We start from the raw sequence: 25,953 nt of genomic DNA, 5'->3' as shown, positions 1-25,953 counted from the left end.
CCCCGCCCGCCTCGGGCCGGGTGGCGGGCGGGTCGTCGGCACGGCCCGGCGCCGGGCCGTTCGGCGCGGGCGGCGGCGCGGGGGCGCGGCGCGAGGAGGACCAGGAGCACCAGACGAAGTTCGTCCAGAAGCAGGACAGCGGGCTGTTCTCCCCGGGGGAGCCGTATGCGCGGCCTGTCATCGGTGGCTGAGTGGTCGTTCGAGGCAGGCCGGTTCCGCCTCGTGTGGGACTGGCTCAACCTCGGCGACCTGCCGTTCCCGGTGCAGGCCGGGCGCGTCGGGCGGACCGCGTCCGAGCGGGCGGCCCTGGTCGACCGCGCCAAGGCCGAGCTGCGGGCGGCCGGGCTGTTCCACACCGGCCCGGACCCCCGCCTGGCCGCCGCCCTGACCACCCTGGCCCGCGCCGACACCTGGTTCGACTCGACCTGGCTGGCCGGTGGCGACTCCCCCGTCCGCGTCATCACCGCCCGCCGCGACGGCCACGTCGTCCACCTGCGCCAGGAGCCCGGCCCCACCCCCCACCGCGGCGGTGACGTCCGGATCACCGAACTCGACGACCCGGACCTCACCCACCCCGTCGCCACCGAACTCCCCTACACCCCACCGGGTGCCTGGCGCCCCGACCCGGTGCCCCTGGACGCCCTCACGGCCCCCACCACCGCCGCCGACTCGCCCTGGGAGCGCGGGACCGCCGTGTCGGGGGAGCTGCGCGAACTCCTCCGCACCCCCCACCCCGCAGGCGGCCAGATCGCCGCCTGCGCCCGGGACGCCGCGGGCCACCGCGCCCGCCTCTTGGCCACCCGCTGGTTCGACCGCGCCGACGACGGCCGCTACCAGGCCGTGACCACCACAGCCGCCGACGGCCGCCAGTGGGTCACCGTCAGCCCCCTCGACGACCGGACGCTGCGCGCGGTCATGGTCAGCACCTTGGGCGACCTGGTCGCGGGCGGCCGCTGAACCCGGGTGCGCCGCCGCGGGCGGCGTGCTTGCATCTCGGGCATGGCGCGAGAACTCGTCCACCCACCGAAGGCCCGGGAGGGCGACCGCGTCGCCGTGCTCTCGCCGTCGTTCGCGGCGGCGGGGGCGTTCCCCGAGGTGCACGAGCAGGCGATGCGCAGGCTCGTCGAGGTGACCGGGCTGGTCCCCGTCGAGTACCCGACGACCCGCCGGACCGGGGCGGACCCGCGGGACCGGGCGGCGGACGTCAACGCGGCGTTCGCCGATCCGGGCATCCGGGCGATCCTGGCCGTCGTCGGGGGCGAGGACCAGATCACCGTGGTCCCGCACCTGGACGCGGAGAAGGCCAGGGCCGACCCGAAGCCGTTCCTGGGGACCAGTGACAACACCAACCTGCACCAGTGGCTGTGGGGCAACGGCATCGCGAGCTTCTACGGCGGGTCGTCCCAGGTCCACCTCGGCCCCGGGCCCGCGGTGGACGACGTCCACGCGCGGTCGCTGCGCGCGGCCCTGCTGACCGGGGAACGGCTCGAGGTCACCGATCCCGGCGAGTCCGAGGACGTCGGCGTCTCCTGGGACGACCCGCGGGCGCTGGTGTCCTTCGGCGAGCGCGAGGCCACCGAGCCGTGGAGCTGGCACGGGCCCGCGCGCTCGGTGACCGGGCGGAGCTGGGGCGGGTGCGTCGAGGTGTTGCAGTGGATTCTCACGGCGGGGCGGTTCGCCTTCCCGCCGCGGGCCCTCGACGGGGGCGTGCTGATCGTCGAGACGTCCGAGGAGTTGCTGCCCGCGCGCGAGGTCGCGTGGATCGTCCGGGCCCTGGGGGAACGCGGGTTCCTCGGCGCGGTCGACGCCGTCCTCCTCGCCAGGCCTCCGGTGTCCGACCTCACCCGCCGCCCCCCGGCGGCCGACCGCGTCGCGCTGCGCGCCGCCCAGCGCGACGCGGTCGTCGCCGTGATCTCCCGGTACAACCCCGAGGCGGTGGTCTGCGTGGGTGTCCCTTTCGGACACACCAGACCGCAGTGGGTCCTCCCGCACGGCGGCCCGATCACCGTTGACGGGACCGAGCGCCGGATCTTCGCCGACTACGCCTGACCGGCGCTTTCCAGCAGCCGGGAGGGCCGCGTGGTTGGCTGGTGGGGGAACAGGTAGATCTCCGGCAGGATCGAGGTGAGGAGCCACGTGGTCGACGCGGTGGTGATCGGGGCGGGGCCCAACGGGCTGGTGGCGGCGAACCTGCTGGCGGACGCGGGCTGGGACGTGCTGGTGCTGGAGGGGGCGGACGAGCCGGGCGGGGCGGTGAAGACCGCGGAGCTGACCGTTCCCGGGTTCCGGCACGACGTGTTCAGCGCCTTCTACCCGCTCGGCGCCGGGTCCCCCGTGGTCCAGGAGCTCGACCTGGGCAGCCACGGCCTGCGCTGGGAGCACGCGCCGGACGTGCTGGCGCACGTCTTCCCGGACGACCGGGTGGCGCTGCTGTCGCGCGACCTGGACCGCACCGCCGCGTCGGTGGACGCGTTCGGCGCCGGGGACGGCCGGGCGTGGTGTTCCCTGTACCGGCACTACCTCGACATCCGCGACGACCTGCTGGCGGTGCTGCTGCGCCCGTTCCCGCCGGTGCGCGCCGGGCTGGGCCTGCTGCGCACGCTGGGCCTCGGCGGCGCGCTGCGCGACGCCCGGGCGCTGACCCTGCCCGCGCGCCGGTTCGGCGAGGAGCTGTTCGACGGCGACGGCGCGCGCATCCTGCTGGCGGGCAACGCCCAGCACACCGACCTCGGACCCGACCAGGCAGGCAGCGCCGTGTTCGGCTGGCTGCTGTGCATGCTCGCCCAGGACGTCGGCTTCCCCGTGCCGCGGGGCGGCGCGGGCGGGCTGGTCGACGCGCTGGTGGCGCGGCTGCGGGCGGCGGGCGGCCGGGTCGAGTGCGGCAGGCCCGTCACCAAGGTCCACGTCGGCCACGGCCGGGCGCTGGGGGTGCGCACCGCCGACGGCGACGACATCCGGGCGACCCGCGCCGTGCTGGCCGACGTCCCCGCCCCGACCCTGCTGCTCGACCTGGTGGGCGCCGACCTGCTGCCCGGCAGTCTGCGCCGCGACCTGGACCGCTTCGACTGGGACGACGCCACGCTGAAGGTCGACTGGGCGCTGTCCGGCCCGATCCCCTGGCGGGCCCGCGACGCCGCCGGGGCGGGCACCGTCCACCTCGGCGTCGACCTCAACGGCCTGGCCACCGCCACCCACGACCTCGACAGCGGACGGGTCCCCGGGCACCCGTTCCTGCTCATGGGCCAGATGACCACCGCCGACCCCAGCCGCTCCCCCGCGGGCACGGAGACGGCCTGGGCCTACACCCACCTGCCCCGCGCCAAGAAGTGGTCGGCCGACGAGCTGGCCCGCGCGGCGGACCAGCTCGAGGGGATCGTCGAGCACCACGCCCCCGGCTTCCGCGACCTCGTCCTGGGCCGCTCGGTGGCGGGCCCCGGCGACCTGGAACGCGCCAACCCCAGCCTCAGCGGCGGCGCGATCAACCAGGGCACCGCAGGCATCCACCAGCAGCTCGTCTTCCGCCCCACCCCCGGACTGGCCCGGCCGGACACGGTGGTCGACGGCCTGTTCCTGGCCGGGGCGTCGGCGCACCCGGGCGGCGGCGTCCACGGGTCAGCGGGCGCGAACGCCGCCAAGGCCGCGCTGGCCGCCCAGTCCTGGTACGGCCCCGCCTACCGCGCGGGCATGCGCCGGGTCACCAGGGCGCTGCACGGCTAGGGCGTGTCCGCCGAACGTTGATCGAGGGCTTTGATCAGCTCGTCGTGTGGCGCATGGTGATCTGACGGATGCCGTTATCGCCGATACCAGGGCAGGGCCGTGGTGGCCGACGGGACGTGGGCGCGGCTCAAGCGACAGGTCCAAGGCCGCGCCGAGGCCGGGGTGACCTCGGCGCAATCACGGCACCGCCGCGACCCGCTACGACAAACTCGTCCTAGACCGCCATCCAGCGAACGTCCGGGTCACGCGGCGCGCGGCTTGGAGATCCACTTGTGCGCGACGGCCATCACCCGGTCGGGGACGAGCAGCGCCGCCAGGTAGCCGAGGTGGTTCAGCGGGGACCCGCTGATGACCGAGGCCTTGCCCGACATCATCGCGTCGAACGCCTGGCGCCCGACCACGGCCGGGTCGTCCTTGGGCACCGAGGTGGCCAGGCGGGTGGTCAGCATCCCGGCCCTGGCGAAGAAGTCGGTGCCCGTCGGGCCCGGCATCAGGGTGGTGATCGTGACCCCGGTGCCCTTGAGCTCTTCCCGGATGCCGCCCGCGAAGGTCTTCAGGAACGCCTTCGACGCGTTGTAGACCGACTGGTACGGGCCGGGTGTCACCGAGACGATCGACGAGGTGAACAGGACGCGGCCGTGTGCGCGGTCCACCATGCCGGGGATGAGCGCCTTGGCGAGCTGCACGGCCGACCGCACGTTCAGGTCCACCCCGGACAGTTGCTCGGCCATCGAGGTCTCGTGCACGAAGGCCCCGCCCGCGGCGACGCCCGCGTTGACCGCCAGCGCGGTCGGCGGGCCGATCTCGACGACGCGCTTGACCAGCTCGTCCACCGATTCCGGCAGCCGGAGGTCGAGCTGGACCGCGTGGGCTCCCGGCAGCTTCTCGGCCTCGGCGTGCACGCGGTCGTCGTCGGCGACCATCACCACGGGGATGCCCTGGTCGGCGAACTGCCTGGCCAGTTGCAGGCCGATGCCGCTGGAGGCGCCGGTGACGACGGCCAAGGGGTTTGGGATCGTGCGCACGGTCATCCTCCGCTGCGGCGCAGGGCCAGGTCGGTGAGCCTGCTCAGGGTCTCCCGGTTGCGCGGGACCAGCATCGCGTCCTGCAGCGGCTTGGGGAGCAGGGCGCCGGGGCCGCTGGAGGCCTGCTCCACGATCCGCACCCGGGTGCTGTCCGCGGTCACCGGGTCCAGCTCGATGCGCACCCGCGCCTCCCCCGTGGGCCAGGCGCGGGCGTTGAGCTCGATGAGGCGCTGGGGCTCCATCCGCAGCACCTCGGTGGTGTCGTCGATGGTCAGCGGCCACGAGCCCACGCTGTGGTGGATGTGCGAGCCGACCGTGGGCCAGGTCTGATCCACGCGGCGGATGTGGGAGGCGCCCACGACCCACCCAGCGTAGGTCCACCCGTCCGCGATCACGGCCCACAGGCTCTGGGCGGGGACATCGACGACTCTGGTCACTTCGGCCATGTCCCTGTGGTACCCGCACACCGCCGGGTCAACCCCACGCACCGGGCGTTTGTCGTCCCGACTGGCGGGTAGGCCTCGGGGAACCACGATCTCCCTTGGAGGAACGGTGAAGGCTGTCACCTGGCACGGCAAGCGCGACGTCCGCGTGGAGACCCACCCGGACCCGGTGATCCAGGACCCGACGGACACCATCATCCGGGTGACCTCGTCCGGGCTGTGCGGCTCGGACCTGCACCTGTACGAGGTGCTGGGCCCCTTCCTCACCGAGGGCGACATCCTGGGCCACGAGCCGATGGGCGTGGTCGAGGAGGTCGGGCCGGGGGTCAACTCGCTCAAGGTCGGCGACCGGGTGGTGGTCCCGTTCAACCTCTCCTGCGGCGACTGCTTCATGTGCGGCCAGGGCCTGCACTCCCAGTGCGAGACCACCCAGGTGCGCGAGCAGGGCATGGGCGCGTCGCTGTTCGGCTACACCAAGCTCTACGGCAGCGTCCCCGGCGGGCAGGCGGAGTACCTGCGGGTGCCCTTCGCCGACAAGCTGCCGATCAAGGTCCCGGACGGCCCGGCCGACGACCGGTTCGTGTACCTGTCCGACGTGCTGCCCACGGCCTGGCAGGCGGTGGCCTACGCCGACGTGCCCAAGGGCGGGTCGCTGGTGGTGCTGGGCCTGGGCCCGATCGGGGACATGGCGACCAGGATCGCCCGGCTGCGCGGGGTCGAGGACGTCATCGGCGTGGACCTGGTGCCCGAGCGGCTGGCCAGGGCCGCCGCCCACGGGGTGCGCACGGTGGACCTGCGCGAGCACGGGTCCAAGGTCGGCGAGGTCATCCGCGACCTGACCGGCGGGCGCGGCGCGGACTCGGTGATCGACGCGGTCGGCATGGAGGCGCACGGCGCCCCGGTCGCCGAACTCGCCCAGAAGGCCGTCGGCCTGCTGCCCGACGCCATCGCCGAGAAGCTCATGACCACCGTGGGCATCGACCGCTTGGAGGCCCTGCGGCTGGCCATCGACGTGGTCCGCCGCGGCGGCACCATCTCGCTGTCCGGCGTGTACGGCGGGATGGCCGACCCGCTGCCGATGATGACCATGTTCGACAAGCAGATCCAGTTGCGGATGGGCCAGGCCAACGTCCACCGCTGGGTCGACGACATCCTCCCGCACCTGACCGACGACGACCCGCTCGGCGTGGACTCCTTCGCCACCCACCACGTGCCGCTGGCCGACGCCGCGGACGCCTACAAGATGTTCCAGAAGAAGGAAGACGGCGCGGTGAAGATCCTCTTCAAGCCGTGACCTGGGCCGTGTTTCCGTCACCGGGCACCACAAAGCCGCCGGGGAAGTTGTCCGCGGCGGTACTAGGACCGCGGGCTGGGTGACTGCCAGCATGGGGCCTCCGGCGAGAGCAGGAGGCCCCTTTGCGCGTTCGGACGGTGCTACGGCCGATCGGTGTGCTGGCGGTGGCCGTCGCCGTGGTCGGCTCGCTGACCGGGTCCGGCGGTGGCGCCGCCGTCGCCGCGCAGGCTGGGCCCGCGGATCTGGTCGAGGTGTCGACCCCCGACTACCGGTTGACCTCGTCGGTCGTCGACGGCGGGATCGCGGTGCTGGACGACATCGGCGACTACCGCGTCAAGGAGGTCAGTGGGCGGGCCGGGCTCGCGAACGGGGCGACGGCCGCGTTCGGGCTGCGGCGCGGGATCATCGGGCTGACGGGCGAGATCACCGTCGAGGACGCGGGCGTGCGGGTCAAGGCGTCGGTGTCCGGTGGCGTGGACCGGGTCGCCGCGGACACCGTGCGCTGGTCCGGGCTGGTGGAGGTGACCAAGGCGGGCAAGCGCGGCCTGGTGCCCGCCACCATCACCGTCGTCGACCGGGTGCTCGACCCCGGCGACCACGCGGTGCGGCTGCGCCACGCCGGGCAGGACCGCAACGCGGTCGTGCGGGTGCCCGCCGGGCTGGGCGGGGTGCGCGGGCTGCCGGTCCTGGTGCACTTCCCCGGGATGCTGGAGTCGCCCGCCATCTCCGACCAGTTCGACAAGCTGTCCCCGCACGCCGACCGGGAGGGCTACCTGCTGGTCATCCCCGAGCACTTCGGCATCGGCTGGCAGGGCGTCCTGGCGGGCACCCCCGCCCCCGACGTCGACGACCCGGGGTTCGTGCGCGCCCTGCTCGCCCAGGTGCACGACCGCTTCGGCGGCGACCAGCGGCGCACCTACGCCTCCGGCATGAGCAACGGCGGCTTCTTCACCAGCCTCACCGCCTGCCTGCTCTCCGACGTCTTCGCCGCCTACGCCCCCGTCGCGGGCCAGCTCAACGACCCGAGCACGTGCGCCCCCGCGCGCCCCATCCCCATCGCCATGGTCCACGGCGACGCGGACCCCCTGGTCCCCTACTCCACCACCGTCCCCGCCGCGCGGTTCTGGGCCCGCCACAACGGCTGCGCCCCCCAGCCCACCTCCACCCCCTTGCCCGACACCCACCCCGACGACGGCACCACGGCCGTCCGCCACGACTACACCGGCTGCGCCGCCCCCGTGGTGCTCTACCAGGTCGTCGGCGCGGGCCACGCCTGGCCGGGCGGTGACGCCTACCCCGTGCCGTGGCTCGGGGTCGCGGGCCGCGACCTCGACGCCAACACCGTCATCTGGGACTTCGTCTCCCACCACACGCTCTAGACCGCGGGCGGCGACCACCGGGCGCGGACCCAGGTCGCCCGCGCTGCCGTGGCCGGACCGGGCCGCAGGGGTTATTTTCGGCCCACCACGCCGCCACAGCGAGGAGCGCCCCGTGCCCATCTGCCCCGAACTCGCCGACAGCACCCCGGACCCGGTCCCCAGCACCCAGGACGGCTGCGCGGACTGCCTGGCCGACGGCACCCGCTGGGTCCACCTGCGCCTGTGCCTGACCTGCGGCAGGGTGGGCTGCTGCGACTCCTCGCCGCAACGGCACGCCAGCAGGCACGCCGCCGCGCTCAAGCACCCGGTGATCCGCTCACTGGAACCGGGCGAGACCTGGCGCTGGTGCTTCGTGCACCAGACCGGCGCCTGACCCACGCCCGGTCCCCGGCCGCGCAGGCGCAGGTCGAGCTTCAGGCGGCTGGGCAGGAGGGCGCGGAGGTGGCGGGGGCGTCCACGCGTTGACCGGCGACAGCGCGCCGCCGGTGTCCACCTGGGCGTCGCGCCGGATCGGCTCGACGACCGCGTCCGCACCGCCCGCAACCGAGGCGGGCTTGGCCTCCGGCGCGAGTTGACAGCACACCGGGCCCGGCCGTCTCACCCCGAACTCAACCCCGGGTGCGCAACCCCGCGAACGCCACGGCGACGACGGTGTCGGCGAGCGCGGCCGGATCGGCGCCGCGGCGGGGGCGGTACCACTCGGTGATGGAGTTGACCATGCCGAACAGCAGGCGGGTGGCGGTGGCCGGGTCGACGTCCGGGCGCAGGTCGCCCTCCTCGGCGGCGCGCGCCACCAGGGCGGCGACGATGTGGTCGAACTCGCGGCGGCGGGCCAGGGCCGCCCGCTCCGGCTCGGTGTTGCCCCGCACGCGCAGGAGCAGGGTCACGTAGGGCAGCCGCTCGACGAGGACCCGGACGCTGCCGCGCACGAGCTGCTCGAGCCGGTCGATGGCCGGGCCCTCGACCGCGGCCACCCGCTCGACCTCCTCGAACAGGCCGTCGAGCGCCCGGTCCACGGCCAGCCGCAGCAGCTCCTGCTTGCTGGGCACGTGGTGGTAGATGGCCGACTTGGTGATGCCCAGCCGCTGGGACAGGTGCTCCATGCTGGTGCCGTCGTAGCCGCGCTCGGTGAACAGCGTGGCCGCGGCGGTCAGCAGCGTCTCCAGGTCGTAGCCCGGCCTGCCGCGCCGCTTGGCCCCGGGGTCGGGGGGTGCTGGTCGGCCTGCGCGGGACATGCCCGGCAGTCTCGCACCCCGTGGCGAACGCGCGGTCGGCCGGTGCCGGGACGCCGCCACCGGGGCATCAGGCGTCGAAGTCGACGGTCACCGCGGCGGTGACGGGGAAGCTCTGGCAGGTCAGGACGAAGTTGCGGGCGACCTCGTCGGCATCGAGGGCGTAGTTGCGGACCATGTCCACCTCACCGCCGCGCACCAGCGCCCGGCAGGTGCCGCAGACCCCGCCCTTGCACGCGAACGGCACGTCCCCGCGCACCCTCTGGGCGCCGTCGAGGACGGTCGTGCCGCGCGGCAGCGACGTGGTGGTCCTCCGGCCGTCGAGGACGAGGGTCACCTCGCTGGTCGCGCCCTCGGCGACCTTGTCCGCGTGCCGCAACCGGGGCGGCGGCTCGTCGACGTAGAACAGTTCGAAGTGGACCTTGGCCGGGTCCACCCCCAGCTCGGCCAGGACGGCGCGGGCGTCGGCGAGCATGCCCACCGGCCCGCACAGCCACACGTGGTCGAGGGCGGCGACCGGCACCAGGCTCAGCAGCAGGCGGCGCAGGCGGTCGGCGTCGAGGCGGCCGGAGAACAGCTCGACCTCGCGCGGCTCCCGGGAGAGCACGTGCGCGAGGTCGAAGCGGTGGTGGTGGGCGTCCTTGAGGTCGGCCAGCTCCTCGGCGAACATCACCGAGCCGGTGTCGCGGTTGCCGTAGAGCAGGGTGACGTGGCTGTCCGGGTCGCGCAGCACCGACGAGGCGATGGACAGCACCGGCGTGATGCCCGAGCCCGCCGCGACGCACAGGTGCCGCCCGCCCGCGCCCGGGTCGGCGCGGAAGCCGCCGGTCGGTGCCCGCGCCTCGATCACGTCCCCCGGCCGGACCTCGCGGACCAGCCACGTGGAGAACACGCCGCCGGGGATCTCGCGGACGCCGATGCGCGGACGCTCCCCCACCGCCGCGCAGATCGAGTAGCCGCGCCGGTGCTCGACCCCGTCGACCACCCGGCGCAGCGTCAGCGACTGGCCCGCGGCGAAGTCGAACACCGCGCGCAGCTCGTCGGGGACCTCGAGGGTGATCGCGGCGGCGTCGTCGGTGACCTGGTCGACCCTGGCCACGGTGAGGGTGTGGAACCGGGTCGGGGGGCTTGCGACCGTGCTGGTCACCTCAGATCTCCTTCACGTGGTCGAACGGTTCCAGGCAGGCGCGGCAGCGGTAGAGCGCCTTGCACGCGGTGGAGCCGAACTCCGAGGTCAGCTCGACGTCGGCGGACTCGCAGCGCGGGCAGCGCACGTCGCGCCGGGGTGGCAGCAGGTCCAGCACGACCGGGCCGCCGCGCCGCGGTGCCGGGCCGGGCGGGGAGATGCCCGCGGCGGCCAGGGCGGCCCGGCCGCGCGGGGTGATCCAGTCGGTGGTCCAGGCGGGGTCGAGCGCGATCCGGACCCGCACCTCGGCGAACCCGGCGCCACGCAGCTCGCGGACCAGGTCGTCGCGCATGGCGGCCATGGCCGGGCAGCCGGAGTAGGTGGGGGTGATCGCCACCCGCACCGCCCCGTCGGCGGCCAGCTCGACCGCGCGCAGCACGCCGAGGTCGGCCAGGGTCAGCATCGGCAGCTCCGGGTCCACCACCGACTCGGCGGCGGCGCGGGCGCGGTCCAGGGTCGTCACCACCGGCCCCCGGGGTGGGCGCGGGCGACGACCTGCATCTCGGCCAGCATGCGGCCCAGCGCCTCGGTGTGCGCGCCGTCGCGGCCCGCTCCGCCCACCCGCGGCGCCGCTTCCGGGCGGGGCACGTCCGCCGCCGCGAACACCCGCGCCAGGACCGCGTCGACCTCGGCCGCCACCGAGGCGGGGTCGACGCCGACACCGGCCTGGGCGGCGGCGGTCTCGACCGGGTGCGACCGGAACAGCTCCGGCCACAGCGGCCACAGGCCCCCGAGCGCGTCGAGCACGCGACGGCGCGACTCCTCGGTGCCCTGGGCCAGGGTCAGGAACCAGCGGCCCGCGAAGTCGCGGTGGTAGGACAGCTCCTTGCGGCCCTTCGCGGCCACGGCGGACAGCACCGCGTCGCGGCTGCCTGCCAGGCGCTCGAACAGGGCCAGGCGCCAGGTGGCGAACAGCAGCAGCCGGGCGGTGGTCTCGGCGAAGTCGCCGTTGGGGACCTCGACCAGGCGCACGTTGCCGAAGTCGCGGTCCGCGCGGAAGTAGGCGAGCGCGTCCTCGGCGGGCACCGGCGAGCCCTCGGGCAGCGCGGGCACGCACGACGGGTCCGCGGCGGCGGCGCGGGCGAGCAGCAGCCGGGCCTGGCCGAGCAGGTCCAGCGCGATGTTGGCCAGCGCGATGTCCTCCTCCAGGTCCGGGGCGCGGCCGCACCACTCGGTCAGCCGGTGCGACAGGACCAGCGCGTCGTCGCCGAGCACCAGGCAGTAGCGGGCGAGCACGGCCGGGTCGACGCCGTCGGGGACGGTGGTGTCGACGCCCGCCAGCGGGTCCTCGAAGTCGGTGCCGAAGGCCCAGTGCGCGTCGTTGACCAGCAGTCCCGAGTAGACGGATTCGTGATCGTGGTGCGCAGGCACGGGAGAACCCCTCACATGTGCGGGACGGAGTCCGGGATCTCGTAGAACGTGGGGTGCCGGTAGACCTTGTCGCCGCTGGGGGCGAACATCGGGTCCTTCTCGTCCGGGCTGGACGCGGTGATGTGCGCGGAGCGCACCACCCACACGCTCACGCCCTCGTTGCGGCGGGTGTAGACGTCGCGGGCGTGCAGGACGGCCATCGTGTCGTCCGCGGCGTGCAGCGAGCCGACGTGGACGTGGTTGAGGCCGCGCTTGCCGCGCACGAACACCTCGTACAGCGGCCACTCGGGGCTGGTCTCGCGCCCGCTCACCGGCCCCGCCCTCCTTCTGCCTGCCGGGCGGCGAAGGCGGTCGCGGCCGCGCGCACCCAGGCGCCGTCGTCGTGGGCGCGGCGCCGGTGCTCGATCCGCTGGGCGTTGCACGGGCCGTCGCCGTTGACCACGGCCCAGAACTCGTCCCAGTCCGGCTCGCCGAAGTCGTGCGCCTGCCGCTGCTCGTTCCAGGCCAGCTCCGGATCGGGCAGCGTGACGCCCAGGACCTCGGCCTGCGGGACGGACATGTCCACGAACCTCTGGCGCAGCTCGTCGTTGGTGTCGCGCTTGATGCCCCAGGCCATCGACCGCGCGGTGTTGGGCGAGGCGTCGTCGGGCGGGCCGAACATCATCAGCGCGGGCCACCAGAACCGGTTCACCGACTCCTGGACCATCTCGCGCTGCTCGTCGGTGCCGCGCATCATCGTCATCAGCAGCTCGAAGCCCTGCCGCTGGTGGAAGGACTCCTCCTTGCAGACGCGGATCATCGCCCGGCCGTAGGGGCCGTACGAGGTGCGGCACAGCGGCACCTGGTTGCAGATGGCGGCGCCGTCGACCAGCCAGCCGATGGTGCCGACGTCGGCGTAGGACAGCGTGGGGTAGTTGAAGATCGAGGAGTACTTCTGCCTGCCGTCGAGCAGCTTCTCGGTCAGCTCGCGGCGGGTGACGCCGAGGGTCTCGCACGCGGAGTACAGGTAGAGCCCGTGCCCGGCCTCGTCCTGCACCTTGGCCAGCAGGACCGCCTTGCGCCGCAGCGACGGGGCCCGGGTCAGCCAGTCGCCCTCCGGCTGCATGCCGATGACCTCCGAGTGCGCGTGCTGCGCGATCTGGCGCACCAGCGTCGCGCGGTACGCCTCCGGCATCCAGTCCCGCGGCTCGATCCGGTCGTGGCGGGCGATGGTGGCCTCGAAGTGCTCGGCGAGTCGCGGCTCGGCGGCGGTGGTCATCAGACCTCCTACGGGCGATTTACTGACCGAACGTTCTGTATTACGGTGGCACAGAGGACGGGGTCCGCGCAACGTCTCGCGGTCCCCACGCCGCACGGGGAGAGGACGCCGACCGGTGAGCGCACTGCTGGAGAGCTACGCCGCGGGCCGCTGGTTCCGCGCGGACGACGACGGCGAGCCGCTGCCCGACGCGGTCACCGGGGCGGAGGTCGCCCGGCTGTCCAGCCGCGGCCTCGACCTGCGCGCGATGGTCGACCACGCCCGGACCGTCGGCGGCCCCGCGGTGCGCGATCTGACGTTCCACCAGCGCGCTGCCATGCTCAAGGAGCTGGCCAAGCTGCTGATGGCCGAGAAGGAGGGCTTCTACGCGCTGTCCGCCCGCACCGGCGCCACCCGCCGCGACTCGGGCGTGGACATCGACGGCGGTTTCGGCACCCTGTTCAGCTACGCGGGCAAGGGCGTCCGCGAGCTGCCCGACGACACGATCGTCCTCGACGGCGGCGTGGAGCGGCTCGGCCGGGGCGGCACCTTCCTCGGCCAGCACCTCCACACCTCGCGCCCCGGGGTGGCCGTGCAGATCAACGCGTTCAACTTCCCCGTGTGGGGGATGCTGGAGAAGCTGGCCCCGGCCTTCCTCGCGGGCCTGCCCAGCATCGTCAAGCCCGCGGCGCAGACGGCCTACCTGACCGAGGCCGTGGTCCGGCGGGTCATCGAGTCCGGCGTCCTGCCCGAGGGCGCCCTGCAACTGCTGTCCGGCAGCCCGCGCGGCCTGCTCGACGAGCTGGGCGAGCAGGACTTCGTCGGCTTCACCGGCTCCGCGCACACCGCGGGCGTCCTGCGCGCCCACCCGTCCGTGGTGCGCGGCGGCACCCGGCTCGGCGTCGAGGCGGACTCGCTGAACTGCTCCATCCTGGGTCCCGACGTCACCCCGGACGACCCGGAGTTCGACCTGTTCGTCACCGGCGTCGTCACCGAGATGACGGTCAAGGCGGGCCAGAAGTGCACCGCCATCCGCCGCGCCATCGTCCCCGAGGCCCTGTCCGGCGCCGTGGTCGACGCGCTGACCGCCCGCCTGGCGGAGGTCACCGTCGGCGACCCGGCCGTCGAGGACGTCGACATGGGCCCGCTGGCGAGCCTGGACCAGCGCCGGGAGGTCCGCGAGGCCGTCGCGGCGCTGCGCGGGTCCGCCGAGGTCGTCTTCGGCGACCCCGAGCGGGTCACCGTGCTCGACGCCGACGCCGAGCGGGGCGCGTTCCTGTCCCCGATCCTGCTCGAGGCCGCCGCGGGCGCCCCCGAGCCGCACGACGTGGAGCCGTTCGGCCCGGTCAGCACCGTGCTGACCTACTCGTCGCTGGACGACGCCATCGCCCTGGCCGCGCGCGGCAGGGGCAGCCTGGTCGGCTCCCTGGTCACCCACGACCCCCAGGTCGCCCGCGCGGTCACGATCGGACTCGCCCCCTGGCACGGCCGCGTCCTGGTCCTCGACCGCACCGCGGCGGCCGAGTCCACCGGCCACGGCAGCCCCCTGCCCGTCCTGGTGCACGGCGGCCCCGGCCGCGCGGGCGGCGGCGAGGAGCTCGGCGGCGTCCGCGGCGTGCTCCACCTGATGCAGCGCACCGCCGTCCAGGGCTCCCCGGACATGCTCACCGCCATCACCGGCCGCTGGACCCCCGGCTCCCACCGCCGCGTCGAAGACACCCACCCCTTCCGCAAGAGCCTGACCGACCTCCGCGTCGGCGACTCCACCACGTCCGCCCCGCGCCGGGTGACCCGCGCCGACATCGCCCACTTCGCGGACTTCACCGGCGACACCTTCTACGCCCACACAGACCCGCGGGCAGCCGCCGAGAACCCCCTCTTCGGCGGCATAGTCGCCCACGGCTACCTGGTCGTCTCCCTGGCCGCGGGGCTGTTCGTCGATCCAGCCCCCGGCCCGGTCCTGGCCAACTTCGGCGTGGACGACCTGCGCTTCCGCACCCCCGTCAAAGTGGACGACACCATCGCGGTGGCCCTGACCGTCAAGCAGATCACCCCCCGCGCCAACGCCGACCACGGCGAGGTCCGCTGGGACGCCGTGGTGACGAACCAGGCAGGCGAGCCGGTGGCCACGTACGACGTCCTGACGCTCGTGGCCAAGTCGTGGCCACGTGGTGCGGGGGTCTGAGCGCTGTTGTGGGGGGTGGGGGCGCGGTTGGGCGGTGGTCGGCGATCATGGAGGGGTGATCGGGGGCGCGGTCCCCGACCGGACCATGGGAGCAGGGATGTCAGACGCCGACCTGACGGTGTGTGTGAGCAACGACGGGCCGTGGGTCGCGGGCGGGACCGGCGCGTACACGGTGGTCGTCACCGTCGAGCCGGGTTTCGGGCCGTCGGAGAGGCTGGTCGCCGTCGAGCACTTCCTGCCCGCGGGCCTGACCGCCCGCTCGGCGGCGGGACAGGGGTGGAGCTGCTCGATCACCGGGCACGAGGTGTCGTGCATGTCCAAGCAACCCCTGTCCGCGGGCGAGTCCTACCCGCCGGTGCGGATCGAGGTCACCGTCGACCGGCGCCTCTCGGGCCCGATCTCGGCGCGCACGGCCATCTCGGTGGCAGGCGCCGAGGTCGACACCACGAACAACACGGCGACCTCGACGGCCGAGGTGGCGCCGGTCGCGGGGTGAGGTCCGCGCGGTGCCGAGCCATCGACACGGATGGCAGGATGGTCCAGGTGGACGTGCAGCGCAGGAACAACGTCGTGGTCACCGGACGTGCGGACGGGCCCACGCTGCTGCTCGCGCATGGTTTCGGGTGCGACCAGCACCTGTGGCGGCTCGTGGTCCCCAAGCTGGCTGAGCGGTTCCGGGTGGTGCTGTTCGACCACACCGGCGCGGGCAAGTCGGACCGGTCGGTCTGGTCGGCGCGGCGGTACGCGAGCCTGGACGCCTACGCCGAGGACGTCCTGCTGCTGTGCCGGGAGCTGGACCTGCGCGAGGTGGTCCTGGTGGGCCACTCGGTCAGCGCGATGATCGGCGTCCTCGCCGTCAACCGCGAACCCGACCGGTTCGCCGGGCTCGTCCTGCTGGCCCCCTCACCCCGCTACCTCGACGACGACGGCTACCGGGGTGGGTTCAGCCGCGACGACATCGACGAGCTGCTGGCCTCGCTGGAGTCGAACTACCTGGGCTGGGCGGCGACCATGGCCCCGGTGATCATGGGCAACCCGGACCGGCCGGAGCTGGGCGAGGAGCTGGCGAACAGCTTCTGCCGGACCGACCCGGAGATCGCCCGGGTGTTCGCGCGCGCCACCTTCCTGTCCGACAACCGGGCCGACCTGGCCGCGGTCACCGTGCCCGCCCTGGTCGTCGACAGCGCGCAGGACGCGATCGCCCCGCCCGAGGTCGGCCGGTACACCCACGAGCAGATCCCGGGCAGCACGCTGATCACGCTCGACACCACCGGCCACTGCCCGCAGCTGAGCGCGCCCGAGGCCGTCGCCGAGGCGATCTCGGCCTTCGCGGGCGCCCTGTGACGGGTGCGCGCAGCGCCCGCGACGATCCCGGTCAGGACTTCTCGGCGCTGCTGGAGGACAGCGCCGAGGACCTCTACGACAACGCGCCCTGCGGTTACCTGTCGACGCTGCTCGACGGCACGATCGCCAAGGTCAACGCCACCCTCCTCGACTGGCTCGGCTACCAGCGCGACGAGCTCGTCGGCAAGCGGCGGTTCACCGACCTGCTGACAGTGGGCGGGCGGATGTACCACGAGACCCACTTCGCCCCGCTGCTGCGCCTGCAGGGCGAGATCGGCGGCATCGCGCTGGAGCTGCGCGCGGCGGACGGGCGGCGGCTGCCCGTCCTGGTCACCTCCAAGGTCAAGACCGGTGGCGACGGGCAGGCCAAGCTGATCCGAACCACGATCTTCGACGCCAGCGACCGGCGCTCCTACGAGGAGGAGCTGCTGCGCGCCCGCCAGGCCGCCGAGCGCGACCGCGACCGCCTCCAACGGCTCGCCAGCACCCTGCAGCAGACCCTGCTGCCCCCGAAACTGCCCGACGTGCCGGGGATGCGGGTCGCGGGCTACTACCACCCGGCCTCGGCCGACCAGGTGGGCGGCGACTTCTACGACCTGTTCCCGCTGACCGGCGACACCTGGGCCTTCTTCCTCGGCGACGTCTCCGGCAAGGGAGCGGGCGCGGCGGTCGTGACCTCCCTGACCCGGTACACCCTGCGCGCCGCCGCCGTCTACGACCCGGCGCCCGCCGCGGTGCTCAACGCCCTCAACACCGTCCTCAACCACGAGCACCGGGGCGTGATCAAACACTTCTGCACCGTCATCCAGGGCCTGCTCACACCGGACGCCACCGGCTGCGAGGTCGTCCTGGCCAGCGGCGGCCACCCACCCGCCCTGGTCATCCGCGCGAACGGCGCCCTCGATGTCCTCGAGACCCCCGGCGGCATGCTCGTCGGCGCCCTCCCCGACGCCCGCTTCACCACCGTGCGCACGCGCCTGTCCCCCGGCGACACCCTCCTGCTCTACACCGACGGCCTCATCGAGGCCCGCTCGGAGCTGACCACCCGGTTCAGCGAGGAGCAGTTGCAGGCGCACCTCGAGGCCATGGCGCCGACCTCCGCCCAGGCGGTGACGGACGCGCTGGCCGAACTCCTCCGCGAGTTCGGCCAGGGGGTCGACGACGACACCGCGCTCCTGGCCTTCAGCATCCCTATGATCGCCGATCATGGTTGACCTCTACCCGCCGACGACCGCTTACGACCACGGCCACCTCGACACCGGTGACGGCAACCGCGTGTACTACGAGCAGCTCGGCAACCCCGACGGCAAGCCCGTCCTGTCCGTCCACGGCGGCCCGGGATCGGGTGCGCGACAGGGTCCCGCGCGCCTCTGGGACCCCGAGCACTACCGCGTCATCCTGTTCGACCAGCGCAACTGCGGCCGGAGCACCCCGCACGCCAGCGACCCGGCGGCGGACATGAGCCGCAACACCACCCAGCATCTGATCGACGACATGGAGCGGCTGCGCGCGCACCTGGGCATCGACAAGTGGCTGCTGACCGGCGGCTCGTGGGGGTCGACGCTGAGCCTGGCCTACGCCCAGCGACACCCCCACCGGGTCACCGAGATGATCATTCCAGCCGTCACCACGACCCGCCGGTCCGAGATCGACTGGCTCTGCGGGGGCGCGGGCCGGTTCTACCCCGAGGCCCTGGACCGCTTCCGCGAGGGCGTCCCCGAGGACGAGCGCGACGACCTGGTGGCGGCGTACTCGCGGCTGATGGAGAACCCGGACCGCGCCGTCCGCGAGCGGGCCGCCACCGCCTGGCTGACCTGGGAGGACGCGATCATCGCCGACGAGCCCAACGGCAAGCCGGGCATGTACAGCGCCCGCGAGGTGGACGCCCGGATCGCCTTCGTGCGGATCTGCTCCCACTACTTCAGCAACGGCGCCTGGCTGGAGGAGGACCAACTGCTGCGCGACGCCCACAAGCTCGCGGGCATCCCCGCCGTCCTCGTCCACGGCCGCCACGACATGGGCAGCCCCGTGCACACCGCGTGGGAGCTGGCGAAGGCGTGGCCAGGCGCACGGCTGCACATCGTCGAGGACTCCGGCCACGCCGCCAGCGACTCGATGCGGGCCGTTATCCGGGCTGCTTTCGCGGGGTTTGCGGTCAGGTAGTCCCCATTCAGCCCAACGTTGATATCTTGATAGTGGATAGTTGTTAGCCGTTCCAGAGACATGGCCCGGCCCGGTCGACCGGGCCGGGCCATGCGATCACACCAGGCGGGCCTCGATGGCGGCGATGACCCGCGGGCGCAGTTCGGCGGCGCTGATGACGGCGTCGACCGAGCCGACCTCGACCGCGCGGTGGATGCTGTGGACCCGGTCGAACTCGGCGGCCACCTCGCTGATCTTCTCGGCGCGGACCGAGGAGCGCAGTTCGGCCAGTTCCGCGACGAGCGCCTCGCGGGCCGGGCCGGTGGCCGCGGCGGAGCGGGTCTGCAGGTCCTGGACCCGGGGGTCGGCGGCCGTGCGGGCGTTGACGTCGCCGGAGAACACGACCGCCGCGGCCGGGGCCCCGCCCAGGACCGAGGCGAAGGAGCCCTCCAGGGCGAGGACGGTCATGGTGGGGTTGAGGGCCTTGGAGAAGACCACGAACGCGCCGCCGTGGTAGCGGGAGATGACGGTGAAGACGATGGGGCCCTTGAAGTTGACGATGGCGCGGCCGATCTCCGCGCCGTACTCCAGTTGCAGCTTGCGCATCGACTCCGGGGAGCCGTCGAAGCCAGACAGGTTGGCCAGCACGACCAGCGGCCGGTTGCCGGAGGCGGCGTTGATCGCCCGCGCGGCCTTCTTCGACGAGCGCGGGAACAGGGTGCCCGCGGTGTAGGTGTCGGGGCCGTCGGTGGGCGGGAAGCCGCGACGGGGCACCGAGCGGGACTCGATGCCGAGCAGGCACACCGGGATGCCGCCGAGGTGGGCGTCCTGCACCACCGCGGTCTCCGCGTCGGCCATGCCCGCCCAGCGCTCCAGCACGGGGTGGTCGATGTCGGCGATGGCGCGCATGACGGTGCGGATGTCGAAGGGCTTCTTGCGGTCCGGGTTGGCCTCGGCGGAGAAGATCTCGCCGACCGTGCGGAAGTCGCTGCCGACCACGGCGTGCGGGAAGTCGGACACGTCGCGGTCGACCGGGTCGGTGGTGGTGGTGCGGCGCGGGCCGGTCTCGCCGGGGGCGGTGTAGGTGTGCTCGTAGTGCGACATGAGCACGTCCCGCGCGGCGACGAGGTTCGGCGCCCAGTACTGGGCCTGGCCGTTGGGGCCCATCACCCGGTCGTAGCCGCCGATGCCGAAGTTGTCCTCGGCCGAGACCCCGCCGGAGAAGTCCAGCGACTGCTTGCCGGTCAGCACCATGGCCGAGTCCGGGGTCATCACCAGCACGCCCTTGGTGTGCATGAGCATCGTGGCCTCGGCGTTCCAGTACGGCTGCGCGCCGACGGTGATGCCCGCGACCACGATGTTGATCTCGCCGCCGTCCTGGGTGAACTCGACGATCCGCTTGAGGGCGGCGGCGACCCAGTCCATGTTCTCCGTGCCCGACTCCATGGAGATCCGGGCGCCCGCGGACAGCGCGTACCACTCCAGCGGCACGCCCATCCGCTCGGCGAGGTCGAGCGCGCCGATCACCCGGCGGCACTCGGGCTCCGACAGCGCGCCGAGCGCCTTGGTCGGGTCGCCGAGCAGCACGACCCTGGTCACGCCCTGCGGGTGGCGGGCGGTGGCGGTGGTGACCACGCCCGCCACGATCGCCGCGGTGTTGCGGCCCTTGGGCCGGTCGACCGGGACCAGGGCGTGGTCGGCGTCGAGGTCGTGCTCGGTGAACTCGCCGAGCAGGCCGGTCAGCTCGTAGGGGTAGACCGTGCCGCGGCTGCCCGCGCGCAGCACCTTCCGCCGGTACTCGTCGACCGGCTCGACCGGCTCGTCGACGGGCTCGTCGAAGGTGAGCTGCGCGCCGCCGGTGACGTCGAACGACACCCGGACGCTCGTCTTGACCAGCTCGCCGGTGGTCTCGTCGCGCTGGCGGGCGATGAACAGGATCTCCTCGAGCCCGGCGCCCGCGGTCGTGGGCAGCACGCGCCCGGCGATCATCCGCAGCTCGTCGCGGGTCAGCTCGCTGGGCGGCCAGACGTAGACGACGATCCGGTTGGTGCTGACCCGGTCGCGCCGCGGCAGCAGGGCCTGGGCGCGGCGGATCGAGTCCAGGCAGGCGGCGACGGTGTCCTCGGCGGTCGGCAGCGCGACCAACCTGCCGTCCCGCTCGCGCAGCGCGGTCAGGTCGCGCACCTGGGCGAAGGCCACGAGCCGGTCGTCGGCCGGGTTCTCCCGCGCCACGCAGCGGAACAGGTACACCTCCTCGTCCACCGACGGCAGGCGGGTCAGGTCGAACCGGTTGAGCCGCTCGAGCTGCATCCGCTGGGCGATGTGCGGGTGCAGGCCGCGGATCAGCCGCTCCTCGACCATCCCGGAGTCCGACTGCCGGAAGGTGAAGTGGTGGTGCATGACCGCGCCGCCGCGGCCCGCGACCGTGGTGGTGAGCCTGCGGACGCGGTCGGGCAGCGGGTGCGCGGCGACGACCTCGCGCAGCGCGGCGGCCGCGTCCTCGGAGCCCTCGGGCTGTCCCTCCCAGGCCAGGTAGATGTCGGCCTCGACGACCTCGACGGCCCCGGCGCCGGCAGCCAGCCGGGCGAGTCCGCGCAGCGTGTCGCCCAGCGCCTCGAACCGCACCGCGGCCGAGGCCAACCACGAGCCGCCGCGCTCGGCGACGACGAACGAGCCGCCGTCGACCTCGGCGGTGCGGACGCCGGTGAGGCCCTTGTTGCCGTAGTAGCGGCGGGTCAGGACCTCGAGCATGACCGTGTTGTCCAGGTCGGCGTGCACCAGCCGCTGGCCGAGCAGCCGGACCAGCGGCTCGGTGCTGCCGACCATGGCGGCGACCCGCTCGGCGCGGTCCGCGGCGTCCGGGTTCGCGTCGAGGTGGCGCAGGTGGGCGCGCACGTCGGCGTACACCCGGGCGCGGGCGCGGCGCAGCAGCGGCCGGGCGAACCAGGAGAAGACGACGGTGCGGGCCAGGTCGGCGATGGCCGGGAAGCGGACCTGGGTGGTGGAGATCAGCCGTTCGAGCACCCGGCCGACCAGCTCGCGCTGGGCCTGCTGCGGCGGCGGCTCGGCCAGCCAGGCGCGCAGCAGCGTGGTGACGATCGCGGCGTCGGCCGCGGCGCGCTGCTGGGCGAGGAAGACCCGGAACACCGCGGCCTCCAGCGGCGGGGTGCGCTCGAGGTCGTCCACGCCGTAGTGGCCCAGCGCGGTGCCGAGCTTGTCCAGGAACGACTCGGGCAGTCCGGCCCGCTCGACGTCGAGGCTCTGCAGGTAGGTGTGGAAGTACTCGCGGTCGCTGCCGGTGTCGGCGGGGTCGGTGCCCGCGGGCCGGTTGCGGCTGAGCGCGGCCAGGTCGGCGAACACGTCGAACAGGGCGGCCTCGGCGGCCAGCGGCCGGTCGCCGTCCTCGGTGGCGTCGCGGCGGGCCTCGAGGTAGTCGGCCAGCACCCGGCGCTCGTCGTGCGGGTCGACGTCGAAGCCCAGCAGCAGGCCGCGCAGGTCCTCCTGGCCGCGCGCGGCGCGCAACTGCGACGGGATGCCGCGCGGGGCGGCGGGCAGGTCCAGCTCGACCGCCCCGGGGTCGCCCGCGGTGTCGGCCTGCCCCTGGGCGTCGTCGACGATCAGCTCCAGGCGCAGCAGCGGCTGGCCCGTCTCGACCTGGCTGCCGACGGACACCGCGCGCTCCTTGAGCCGCGCGGCGAACGGCGCGCGCAGCACCGTCTCCATCTTCATGCTCTCCAGCACCAGGACCGGCGCCCCGGCCTCGACCTCGTCGCCGACCTCCAGCGGGGTGGCCACGACCAGCGCGGGCGCGGGCGAGCGGACGACGCCGCCCTCGTCGCGGCTGACCCGGTGCGCGACCCCGTCGACCTCGACCAGGTGGGTCGGGCCGTGCGTGCTGGTCAGCAGCCGGTGGCGCCTGCCGTTGACCACGATCTGGCCGGTGTGCGCGTCGAAGCGGTCCAGCTCGACGTCGGCGCTGAGCGCGTCGGCGTCGGACCCGAGGACGACCCGGAAGCGGTCCGGGCCGACGCGGGCGACCCGCACCCGGTGGGTGGCGCCGCGCAGCTTGAGGTCCAGCGGCCTGCCGCTGTCGTGCTGCACCTGCGGGCGCCCGCCGAAGGCGGTGGACAGCAGCCGCTGCCGCTCGACGCGCTCGCCCTCCTCGTAGCCCTCGATGGCGGCGGCGGCCAGGGCGACCGCGGAGTGCTGGTGCGAGACCAGGTCGCCCTCGCCGCGCACCCGGTCGATCCAGCCGGTGTCGGCGCTGCCGTCGACCACCTCGGGCCGGTCGAGCAGATCGAGCACGAAGCTCTTGTTGGTCGCCCCGCCCTCGATGATGACGGTGGTCTGGGCGACGGCGCGGCGCAGCCTGCCCAGCGCCTCGGCGCGGTCGCGGCCGTGCGCGATGACCTTGGCGATCATCGAGTCGAAGTCGGCCGGGATGGTGTCGCCCTCGCCGACGCCGGTGTCGACCCGGACACCGGGCCCGGCGGGCAGGTCGAGCCGGGCGATGCGGCCGGGGGCGGGGGCGAAGTCGCGGTCGGGGTCCTCGGCGTTGAGCCTGGCCTCGACGGCGTGGCCGCGCTCGACCGGCGGCCCGCCGGTGAGCTGGTGCCCGGCCGCCACCCGAAGCTGGGCCTTGACCAGGTCGAACCCGGTGGTGGCCTCGGTGATCGGGTGCTCGACCTGCAGCCGGGTGTTGACCTCGAGGAAGGCGAAGACCTGGTCGCCGGGGTGGTAGAGGAACTCGACGGTCGCCGCGCCGCGGTAGCCGACCGCGATGGCCAGCCGCTCGGCGGAGGCCTTGAGCTCGGCGGCCTGCTCGGCGCGCAGCACCGGCGAGGCCGACTCCTCGATGATCTTCTGGTTGCGCCGCTGCACGGAGCAGTCGCGCACGCCCAGCGCCCACGCGGCGCCCTGGCCGTCGGCGATGACCTGGACCTCGACGTGCCGGGCCCCGGTGATCAGGCGCTCCAGGAAGACCACGCCGCTGCCGAAGGCCCTGGCCGCCTCCTGGCTGGTGCGCTCGTAGGCCTCGACCAGCTCGGCGTCGGTGGTGACCACCCGGATGCCGCGCCCGCCGCCGCCCGCGGTGGCCTTGAGCATCAGCGGGTAGCCGATCTCGTTGGCCGCCGCGACCGCCGCGTCCAGGGTCTCGACCGCGCCCCGGCTCCACGGTGCGACCGGGACGCCGACCTCTTCGGCGATGAGCTTGGCGCCGATCTTGTCGCCGAGCCTGCGCATGGCGTCCGGGCTCGGTCCGACGAAGGTCACGCCGACCTTCTCGCACAGCTCGGCGAACGCCGGGTCCTCGGCGACGAAGCCCCATCCGACCCAGGCCGCGTCGGCCCCGGTCTCGACCAGCGCGCGCTCGAGCACCGCCAGGTCGAGGTAGGGGCGCGCGGCGGCCGGGCCCAGGTCGTAGGCGAAGTCGGCCTCGCGGACGAAGGTGGCCGTCCGGTCGACGTCGGTGTGCAACGCGACGGTCTCGATCCGCGTGCCGGTCTCCGCGGCGAGCTCCCGAGCGGCGTTGATCAGCCGCATCGCAGCCTCACCACGGTTGACGATGACGATGCGCCTGAACACTGACCAGGGCTCCCTTTCCAGGGCACAAGCCGGTCTCGATCGCCTGTCGGTCGGTTCCGCTGTGCGACGGGTGTTTGCCAGGACGGGAGTGTAGTGGTCCCGCGGCTTGCCGGAGGCCAGAACACGCGAAGATCGACAAACAGCCACCGGTCGGGAAAACCCCGTGTCACACGAAGGTGAACACCTGTCAGCATCAGGCCACTTGGGACGCCGCGCCCACCGGCGACCGTAACTGTGTTATCAGCGGCGGGAACCAGCGCGCCCGCCACGACAGGCTGATGATCTGACCACCCCGCTCCCACATCCCACGACGACGGGACGGCGCCCGCTATCCTGCGCGTCGAGGGGGTCTTATGCGACGTTACCTGGAGCCCCGGACCGACGTGCCCGCGGCCGAGGACTGGTCCACCGCGCTGATCCTCGCCGAGTCGCGCGCCGCGGGCCGGGTCGGCCGCGCCGCCCTTGCCGTGCTCGTCCCGGCGGGCCTCGGCACCGCCCTGTTCCTGCCCGGCGCGGCGGGCAACGTGGTGGCCGCGGCGCTCCTGGGACTGCTGGCCCTGATCTGCGCCGTCGCGTCCCTGGTCTCCCGCGCGGACCGGCGGATGACGCGCCGGGGGCTGCTGTGCGGCCCGTGGCGCCGCCGCCCGGCGACCGTCGCGGCCCCGCCGGAGCGGGCTTCGGCGTTCGAGCGGCTGATCGTCTTCGACGACTCGGGCACGCTGGTCGTGCGCGGCGTGCTGACCGACGCGCTGGGTCTCGTGCTCGACCGGCAAGAGGTGTTCCTGGTCGGACCGGACGAGGCGGGCCGGGTGGTGCTGCGGGCGCCGGGCCTGTGCCAGCTCTTCCGGGCCCGGGTCGACGACGCCGAGGCCCGCCCGCGCGAACGGGAGCCGCGTTCCTCCGAACGGCCGCTGGACGACACCGCCGTGGCGCAGGCGTTCGACGTGTTCCGGTGGGGCACGCGCGCGTGGCTGTGGCCCGCCGTCCCCACCGCCCTGGGCGCCGCGCTGGTCCTGCTGAGCATCGCGCCGCTCGCGATCGCGGGGCTGGTCGCGGGCGGGCTGCTGCTCGTCTGCGGGGCGCTGGCGGCGCCGATGCTGGTCCTGGGGCCGTGGTACCGCCAGGCCGTGGCTGGCCTGCGCTCGGCCTCGCGGTGGACCCAGGCGCCGTTCACCCTGTTCCCCTGGGAGCCCGGCCGCGCGGTGGCGGGCCTGGCCCAACTGCCCGGCGGCCTGGCGCTGGTCCAGTTCCCCCTGCCCAACCCGGACGTCATCGCCAACATCGCCGACACCGGCGTCCTGTGGACCGCCGGGACGCCCAGCGGCGGCGCCGTCGCGGCCGGGGTCCCGGGGGTGCCCGCGCTGACGCTCGGCGTGGTGCAACCCGATCGGGACACCCCGGAGGAGAGGACCCAGCCGTGGCTCATGCGGGCCAACGAGCCCTCGCTGCGCACGATCCCGGTGCTGAACCGGTAGGCGCGCACCGGCTTGACGTGAACCCCTGACGGAGCTGACGACGAGCACGGCGTCCACACCAGACTGGCACGCCAACCCGGCCCCCCGTCCGCGCCCGTACTCCTGACCGGGCCGCGATCGGGTTCCACAGTGGATCGCCGAGCACCCCGACACCCTGCCGCCGAGGCGGGCGCGCGGCTCGGCGCGGCCCCGGGCCCGGCCATCGTGCCGGCGGGCGTCGGGTCACCGGCGCGGGCAGGCCTCGACGGGGCGGTGCCTGCCGGGGCCCCGGCCGCCGTGGTCGGACCCGACCTGACCGCCGATCCGAACCCACCGTGTCGCCGATCCCCACATAGCC

At 74.1% G+C, this 25,953-nt stretch carries 21 protein-coding genes and 1 pseudogene; 13 read left to right on the top strand and 9 right to left on the bottom strand.

Going from position 1 to position 25,953, the window contains the following annotated elements; all coding sequences use genetic code 11:
- The 4 genes and pseudogenes from GCL84_RS29400 to GCL84_RS19700 form a co-directional block, all read left to right on the top strand.
- Positions 1–191, top strand: a pseudogene (locus GCL84_RS29400) (hypothetical protein); the annotation flags it as partial.
- Positions 184–957, top strand: a complete 774-nt coding sequence (locus GCL84_RS19710) for an ESX secretion-associated protein EspG (protein ID WP_197523368.1) — start codon at positions 184–186, stop codon at positions 955–957. The pseudogene GCL84_RS29400 and the gene GCL84_RS19710, both read left to right, overlap by 8 nt.
- 42 nt (positions 958–999) lie before the next feature.
- Positions 1,000–2,049 (top strand): LD-carboxypeptidase, encoded by a 1,050-nt coding sequence (locus GCL84_RS19705; RefSeq protein ID WP_156756989.1) that lies wholly within the window; start codon positions 1,000–1,002, stop codon positions 2,047–2,049.
- 75 nt (positions 2,050–2,124) lie between these two features.
- A complete protein-coding gene (locus GCL84_RS19700; RefSeq protein WP_235926465.1) occupies positions 2,125–3,717 on the top strand; it encodes a phytoene desaturase family protein in 1,593 nt (530 codons plus the stop codon).
- A gap of 242 nt (positions 3,718–3,959) precedes the next feature.
- On the opposite strand, the gene GCL84_RS19695 is transcribed toward GCL84_RS19700, so the two are convergent.
- The gene (locus tag GCL84_RS19695) at positions 3,960–4,748 is read right to left on the bottom strand and encodes an SDR family NAD(P)-dependent oxidoreductase (RefSeq protein ID WP_156756988.1); all 789 of its coding nucleotides are present in this window, start codon (positions 4,746–4,748) and stop codon (positions 3,960–3,962) included.
- Positions 4,745–5,188, bottom strand: coding sequence for an SRPBCC family protein (locus GCL84_RS19690; RefSeq protein WP_156756987.1), 444 nt, complete (start codon positions 5,186–5,188; stop codon positions 4,745–4,747). Before GCL84_RS19690 ends, GCL84_RS19695 begins: the two co-directional genes overlap by 4 nt.
- Positions 5,189–5,294: 106 nt before the next feature.
- Here GCL84_RS19690 and GCL84_RS19685 point away from each other — a divergent pair, with 106 nt between their 5' ends.
- The 3 genes from GCL84_RS19685 (at position 5,295) to GCL84_RS30165 (ending at position 8,231) form a co-directional block, all read left to right on the top strand.
- Positions 5,295–6,479, top strand: a complete 1,185-nt coding sequence (locus GCL84_RS19685; protein ID WP_156756986.1) for a zinc-dependent alcohol dehydrogenase — start codon at positions 5,295–5,297, stop codon at positions 6,477–6,479.
- A 122-nt stretch (positions 6,480–6,601) separates the two neighbouring features.
- The gene (locus tag GCL84_RS19680; protein WP_156756985.1) at positions 6,602–7,858 is read left to right on the top strand and encodes an alpha/beta hydrolase family esterase; all 1,257 of its coding nucleotides are present in this window, start codon (positions 6,602–6,604) and stop codon (positions 7,856–7,858) included.
- A 112-nt stretch (positions 7,859–7,970) separates the two neighbouring features.
- Positions 7,971–8,231: a UBP-type zinc finger domain-containing protein gene (locus GCL84_RS30165; RefSeq protein WP_156756984.1), complete on the top strand. Its 261-nt coding sequence runs from the start codon at positions 7,971–7,973 to the stop codon at positions 8,229–8,231.
- 235 nt (positions 8,232–8,466) lie between these two features.
- On the opposite strand, the gene GCL84_RS19670 is transcribed toward GCL84_RS30165, so the two are convergent.
- The 6 genes from GCL84_RS19670 to paaA all read right to left on the bottom strand — a co-directional run bounded on the left by GCL84_RS19670 (position 8,467) and on the right by paaA (position 12,905).
- Positions 8,467–9,093, bottom strand: a complete 627-nt coding sequence (locus GCL84_RS19670) for a TetR/AcrR family transcriptional regulator (protein ID WP_156756983.1) — start codon at positions 9,091–9,093, stop codon at positions 8,467–8,469.
- A 67-nt stretch (positions 9,094–9,160) separates the two neighbouring features.
- Positions 9,161–10,237: a 1,2-phenylacetyl-CoA epoxidase subunit PaaE gene (gene paaE / locus GCL84_RS19665; RefSeq protein ID WP_156756982.1), complete on the bottom strand. Its 1,077-nt coding sequence runs from the start codon at positions 10,235–10,237 to the stop codon at positions 9,161–9,163.
- A 1-nt stretch (position 10,238) separates the two neighbouring features.
- Complete coding sequence (paaD, locus tag GCL84_RS19660) at positions 10,239–10,730, bottom strand: 1,2-phenylacetyl-CoA epoxidase subunit PaaD (protein ID WP_156757000.1); 492 nt, start codon at positions 10,728–10,730, stop codon at positions 10,239–10,241.
- Positions 10,731–10,735: 5 nt separating this feature from the next.
- Positions 10,736–11,647, bottom strand: coding sequence for a 1,2-phenylacetyl-CoA epoxidase subunit PaaC (gene paaC, locus GCL84_RS19655; protein WP_156756981.1), 912 nt, complete (start codon positions 11,645–11,647; stop codon positions 10,736–10,738).
- A gap of 11 nt (positions 11,648–11,658) precedes the next feature.
- On the bottom strand, positions 11,659–11,958 hold the full coding sequence (paaB, locus tag GCL84_RS19650) for a 1,2-phenylacetyl-CoA epoxidase subunit PaaB (protein WP_156756980.1): 300 nt from the start codon (positions 11,956–11,958) through the stop codon (positions 11,659–11,661).
- Positions 11,955–12,905: a 1,2-phenylacetyl-CoA epoxidase subunit PaaA gene (gene paaA, locus GCL84_RS19645; protein WP_156756979.1), complete on the bottom strand. Its 951-nt coding sequence runs from the start codon at positions 12,903–12,905 to the stop codon at positions 11,955–11,957. The genes paaB and paaA overlap by 4 nt, the downstream gene beginning before the upstream one ends.
- Before the next feature lie 124 nt (positions 12,906–13,029).
- Between paaA and paaZ the strand changes: the two genes are divergently transcribed.
- The 5 genes from paaZ to pip all read left to right on the top strand — a co-directional run bounded on the left by paaZ (position 13,030) and on the right by pip (position 18,576).
- The gene (gene paaZ / locus GCL84_RS19640; RefSeq protein ID WP_235926468.1) at positions 13,030–15,069 is read left to right on the top strand and encodes a phenylacetic acid degradation bifunctional protein PaaZ; all 2,040 of its coding nucleotides are present in this window, start codon (positions 13,030–13,032) and stop codon (positions 15,067–15,069) included.
- Between the two features lie 97 nt (positions 15,070–15,166).
- Positions 15,167–15,565 carry a DUF11 domain-containing protein gene (locus GCL84_RS19635; RefSeq protein WP_156756977.1) on the top strand — a complete coding sequence of 133 codons (399 nt, stop codon included), beginning with the start codon at positions 15,167–15,169 and terminating at the stop codon, positions 15,563–15,565.
- Between the two features lie 38 nt (positions 15,566–15,603).
- Positions 15,604–16,413, top strand: a complete 810-nt coding sequence (locus tag GCL84_RS19630; protein WP_235926461.1) for an alpha/beta fold hydrolase — start codon at positions 15,604–15,606, stop codon at positions 16,411–16,413.
- Positions 16,410–17,627 (top strand): PP2C family protein-serine/threonine phosphatase, encoded by a 1,218-nt coding sequence (locus GCL84_RS19625; RefSeq protein WP_235926459.1) that lies wholly within the window; start codon positions 16,410–16,412, stop codon positions 17,625–17,627. Before GCL84_RS19630 ends, GCL84_RS19625 begins: the two co-directional genes overlap by 4 nt.
- The gene (gene pip / locus GCL84_RS19620; RefSeq protein ID WP_156756976.1) at positions 17,620–18,576 is read left to right on the top strand and encodes a prolyl aminopeptidase; all 957 of its coding nucleotides are present in this window, start codon (positions 17,620–17,622) and stop codon (positions 18,574–18,576) included. Before GCL84_RS19625 ends, pip begins: the two co-directional genes overlap by 8 nt.
- Positions 18,577–18,672: 96 nt before the next feature.
- On the opposite strand, the gene GCL84_RS19615 is transcribed toward pip, so the two are convergent.
- Complete coding sequence (locus GCL84_RS19615; protein ID WP_156756975.1) at positions 18,673–24,141, bottom strand: ATP-binding protein; 5,469 nt, start codon at positions 24,139–24,141, stop codon at positions 18,673–18,675.
- A gap of 353 nt (positions 24,142–24,494) precedes the next feature.
- On the opposite strand from GCL84_RS19615, the gene GCL84_RS19610 reads away from it, so the two are divergent.
- Entirely contained in the window at positions 24,495–25,616 is a 1,122-nt protein-coding gene (locus tag GCL84_RS19610; RefSeq protein WP_156756974.1) for a hypothetical protein, read from the top strand.
- The last annotated feature ends 337 nt before the right edge of the window (positions 25,617–25,953 follow it).

It is taken from the genome of Actinokineospora pegani (assembly GCF_009745975.1).
Classification (GTDB): domain Bacteria; phylum Actinomycetota; class Actinomycetes; order Mycobacteriales; family Pseudonocardiaceae; genus Actinokineospora; species Actinokineospora pegani.
The sequence above is the reverse complement of the archived record's forward strand: the minus strand, read 5'-3'. Positions and strand labels throughout refer to the sequence as shown.

What these genes read in the sequence shown, in the direction of transcription:
- GCL84_RS19705 (WP_156756989.1), top strand. Translation starts at nt 1,000, where the DNA reads ATGGCGCGAGAACTCGTCCACCCACCGAAGGCCCGGGAGGGCGACCGC.
- GCL84_RS19695 (WP_156756988.1), bottom strand. Translation starts at nt 4,748, where the DNA reads ATGACCGTGCGCACGATCCCAAACCCCTTGGCCGTCGTCACCGGCGCC.
- GCL84_RS19690 (WP_156756987.1), bottom strand. Translation starts at nt 5,188, where the DNA reads ATGGCCGAAGTGACCAGAGTCGTCGATGTCCCCGCCCAGAGCCTGTGG.
- GCL84_RS19670 (WP_156756983.1), bottom strand. Translation starts at nt 9,093, where the DNA reads ATGTCCCGCGCAGGCCGACCAGCACCCCCCGACCCCGGGGCCAAGCGG.
- paaA (WP_156756979.1), bottom strand. Translation starts at nt 12,905, where the DNA reads ATGACCACCGCCGCCGAGCCGCGACTCGCCGAGCACTTCGAGGCCACC.
- GCL84_RS19635 (WP_156756977.1), top strand. Translation starts at nt 15,167, where the DNA reads ATGTCAGACGCCGACCTGACGGTGTGTGTGAGCAACGACGGGCCGTGG.
- GCL84_RS19630 (WP_235926461.1), top strand. Translation starts at nt 15,604, where the DNA reads ATGGTCCAGGTGGACGTGCAGCGCAGGAACAACGTCGTGGTCACCGGA.
- pip (WP_156756976.1), top strand. Translation starts at nt 17,620, where the DNA reads ATGGTTGACCTCTACCCGCCGACGACCGCTTACGACCACGGCCACCTC.
- GCL84_RS19610 (WP_156756974.1), top strand. Translation starts at nt 24,495, where the DNA reads ATGCGACGTTACCTGGAGCCCCGGACCGACGTGCCCGCGGCCGAGGAC.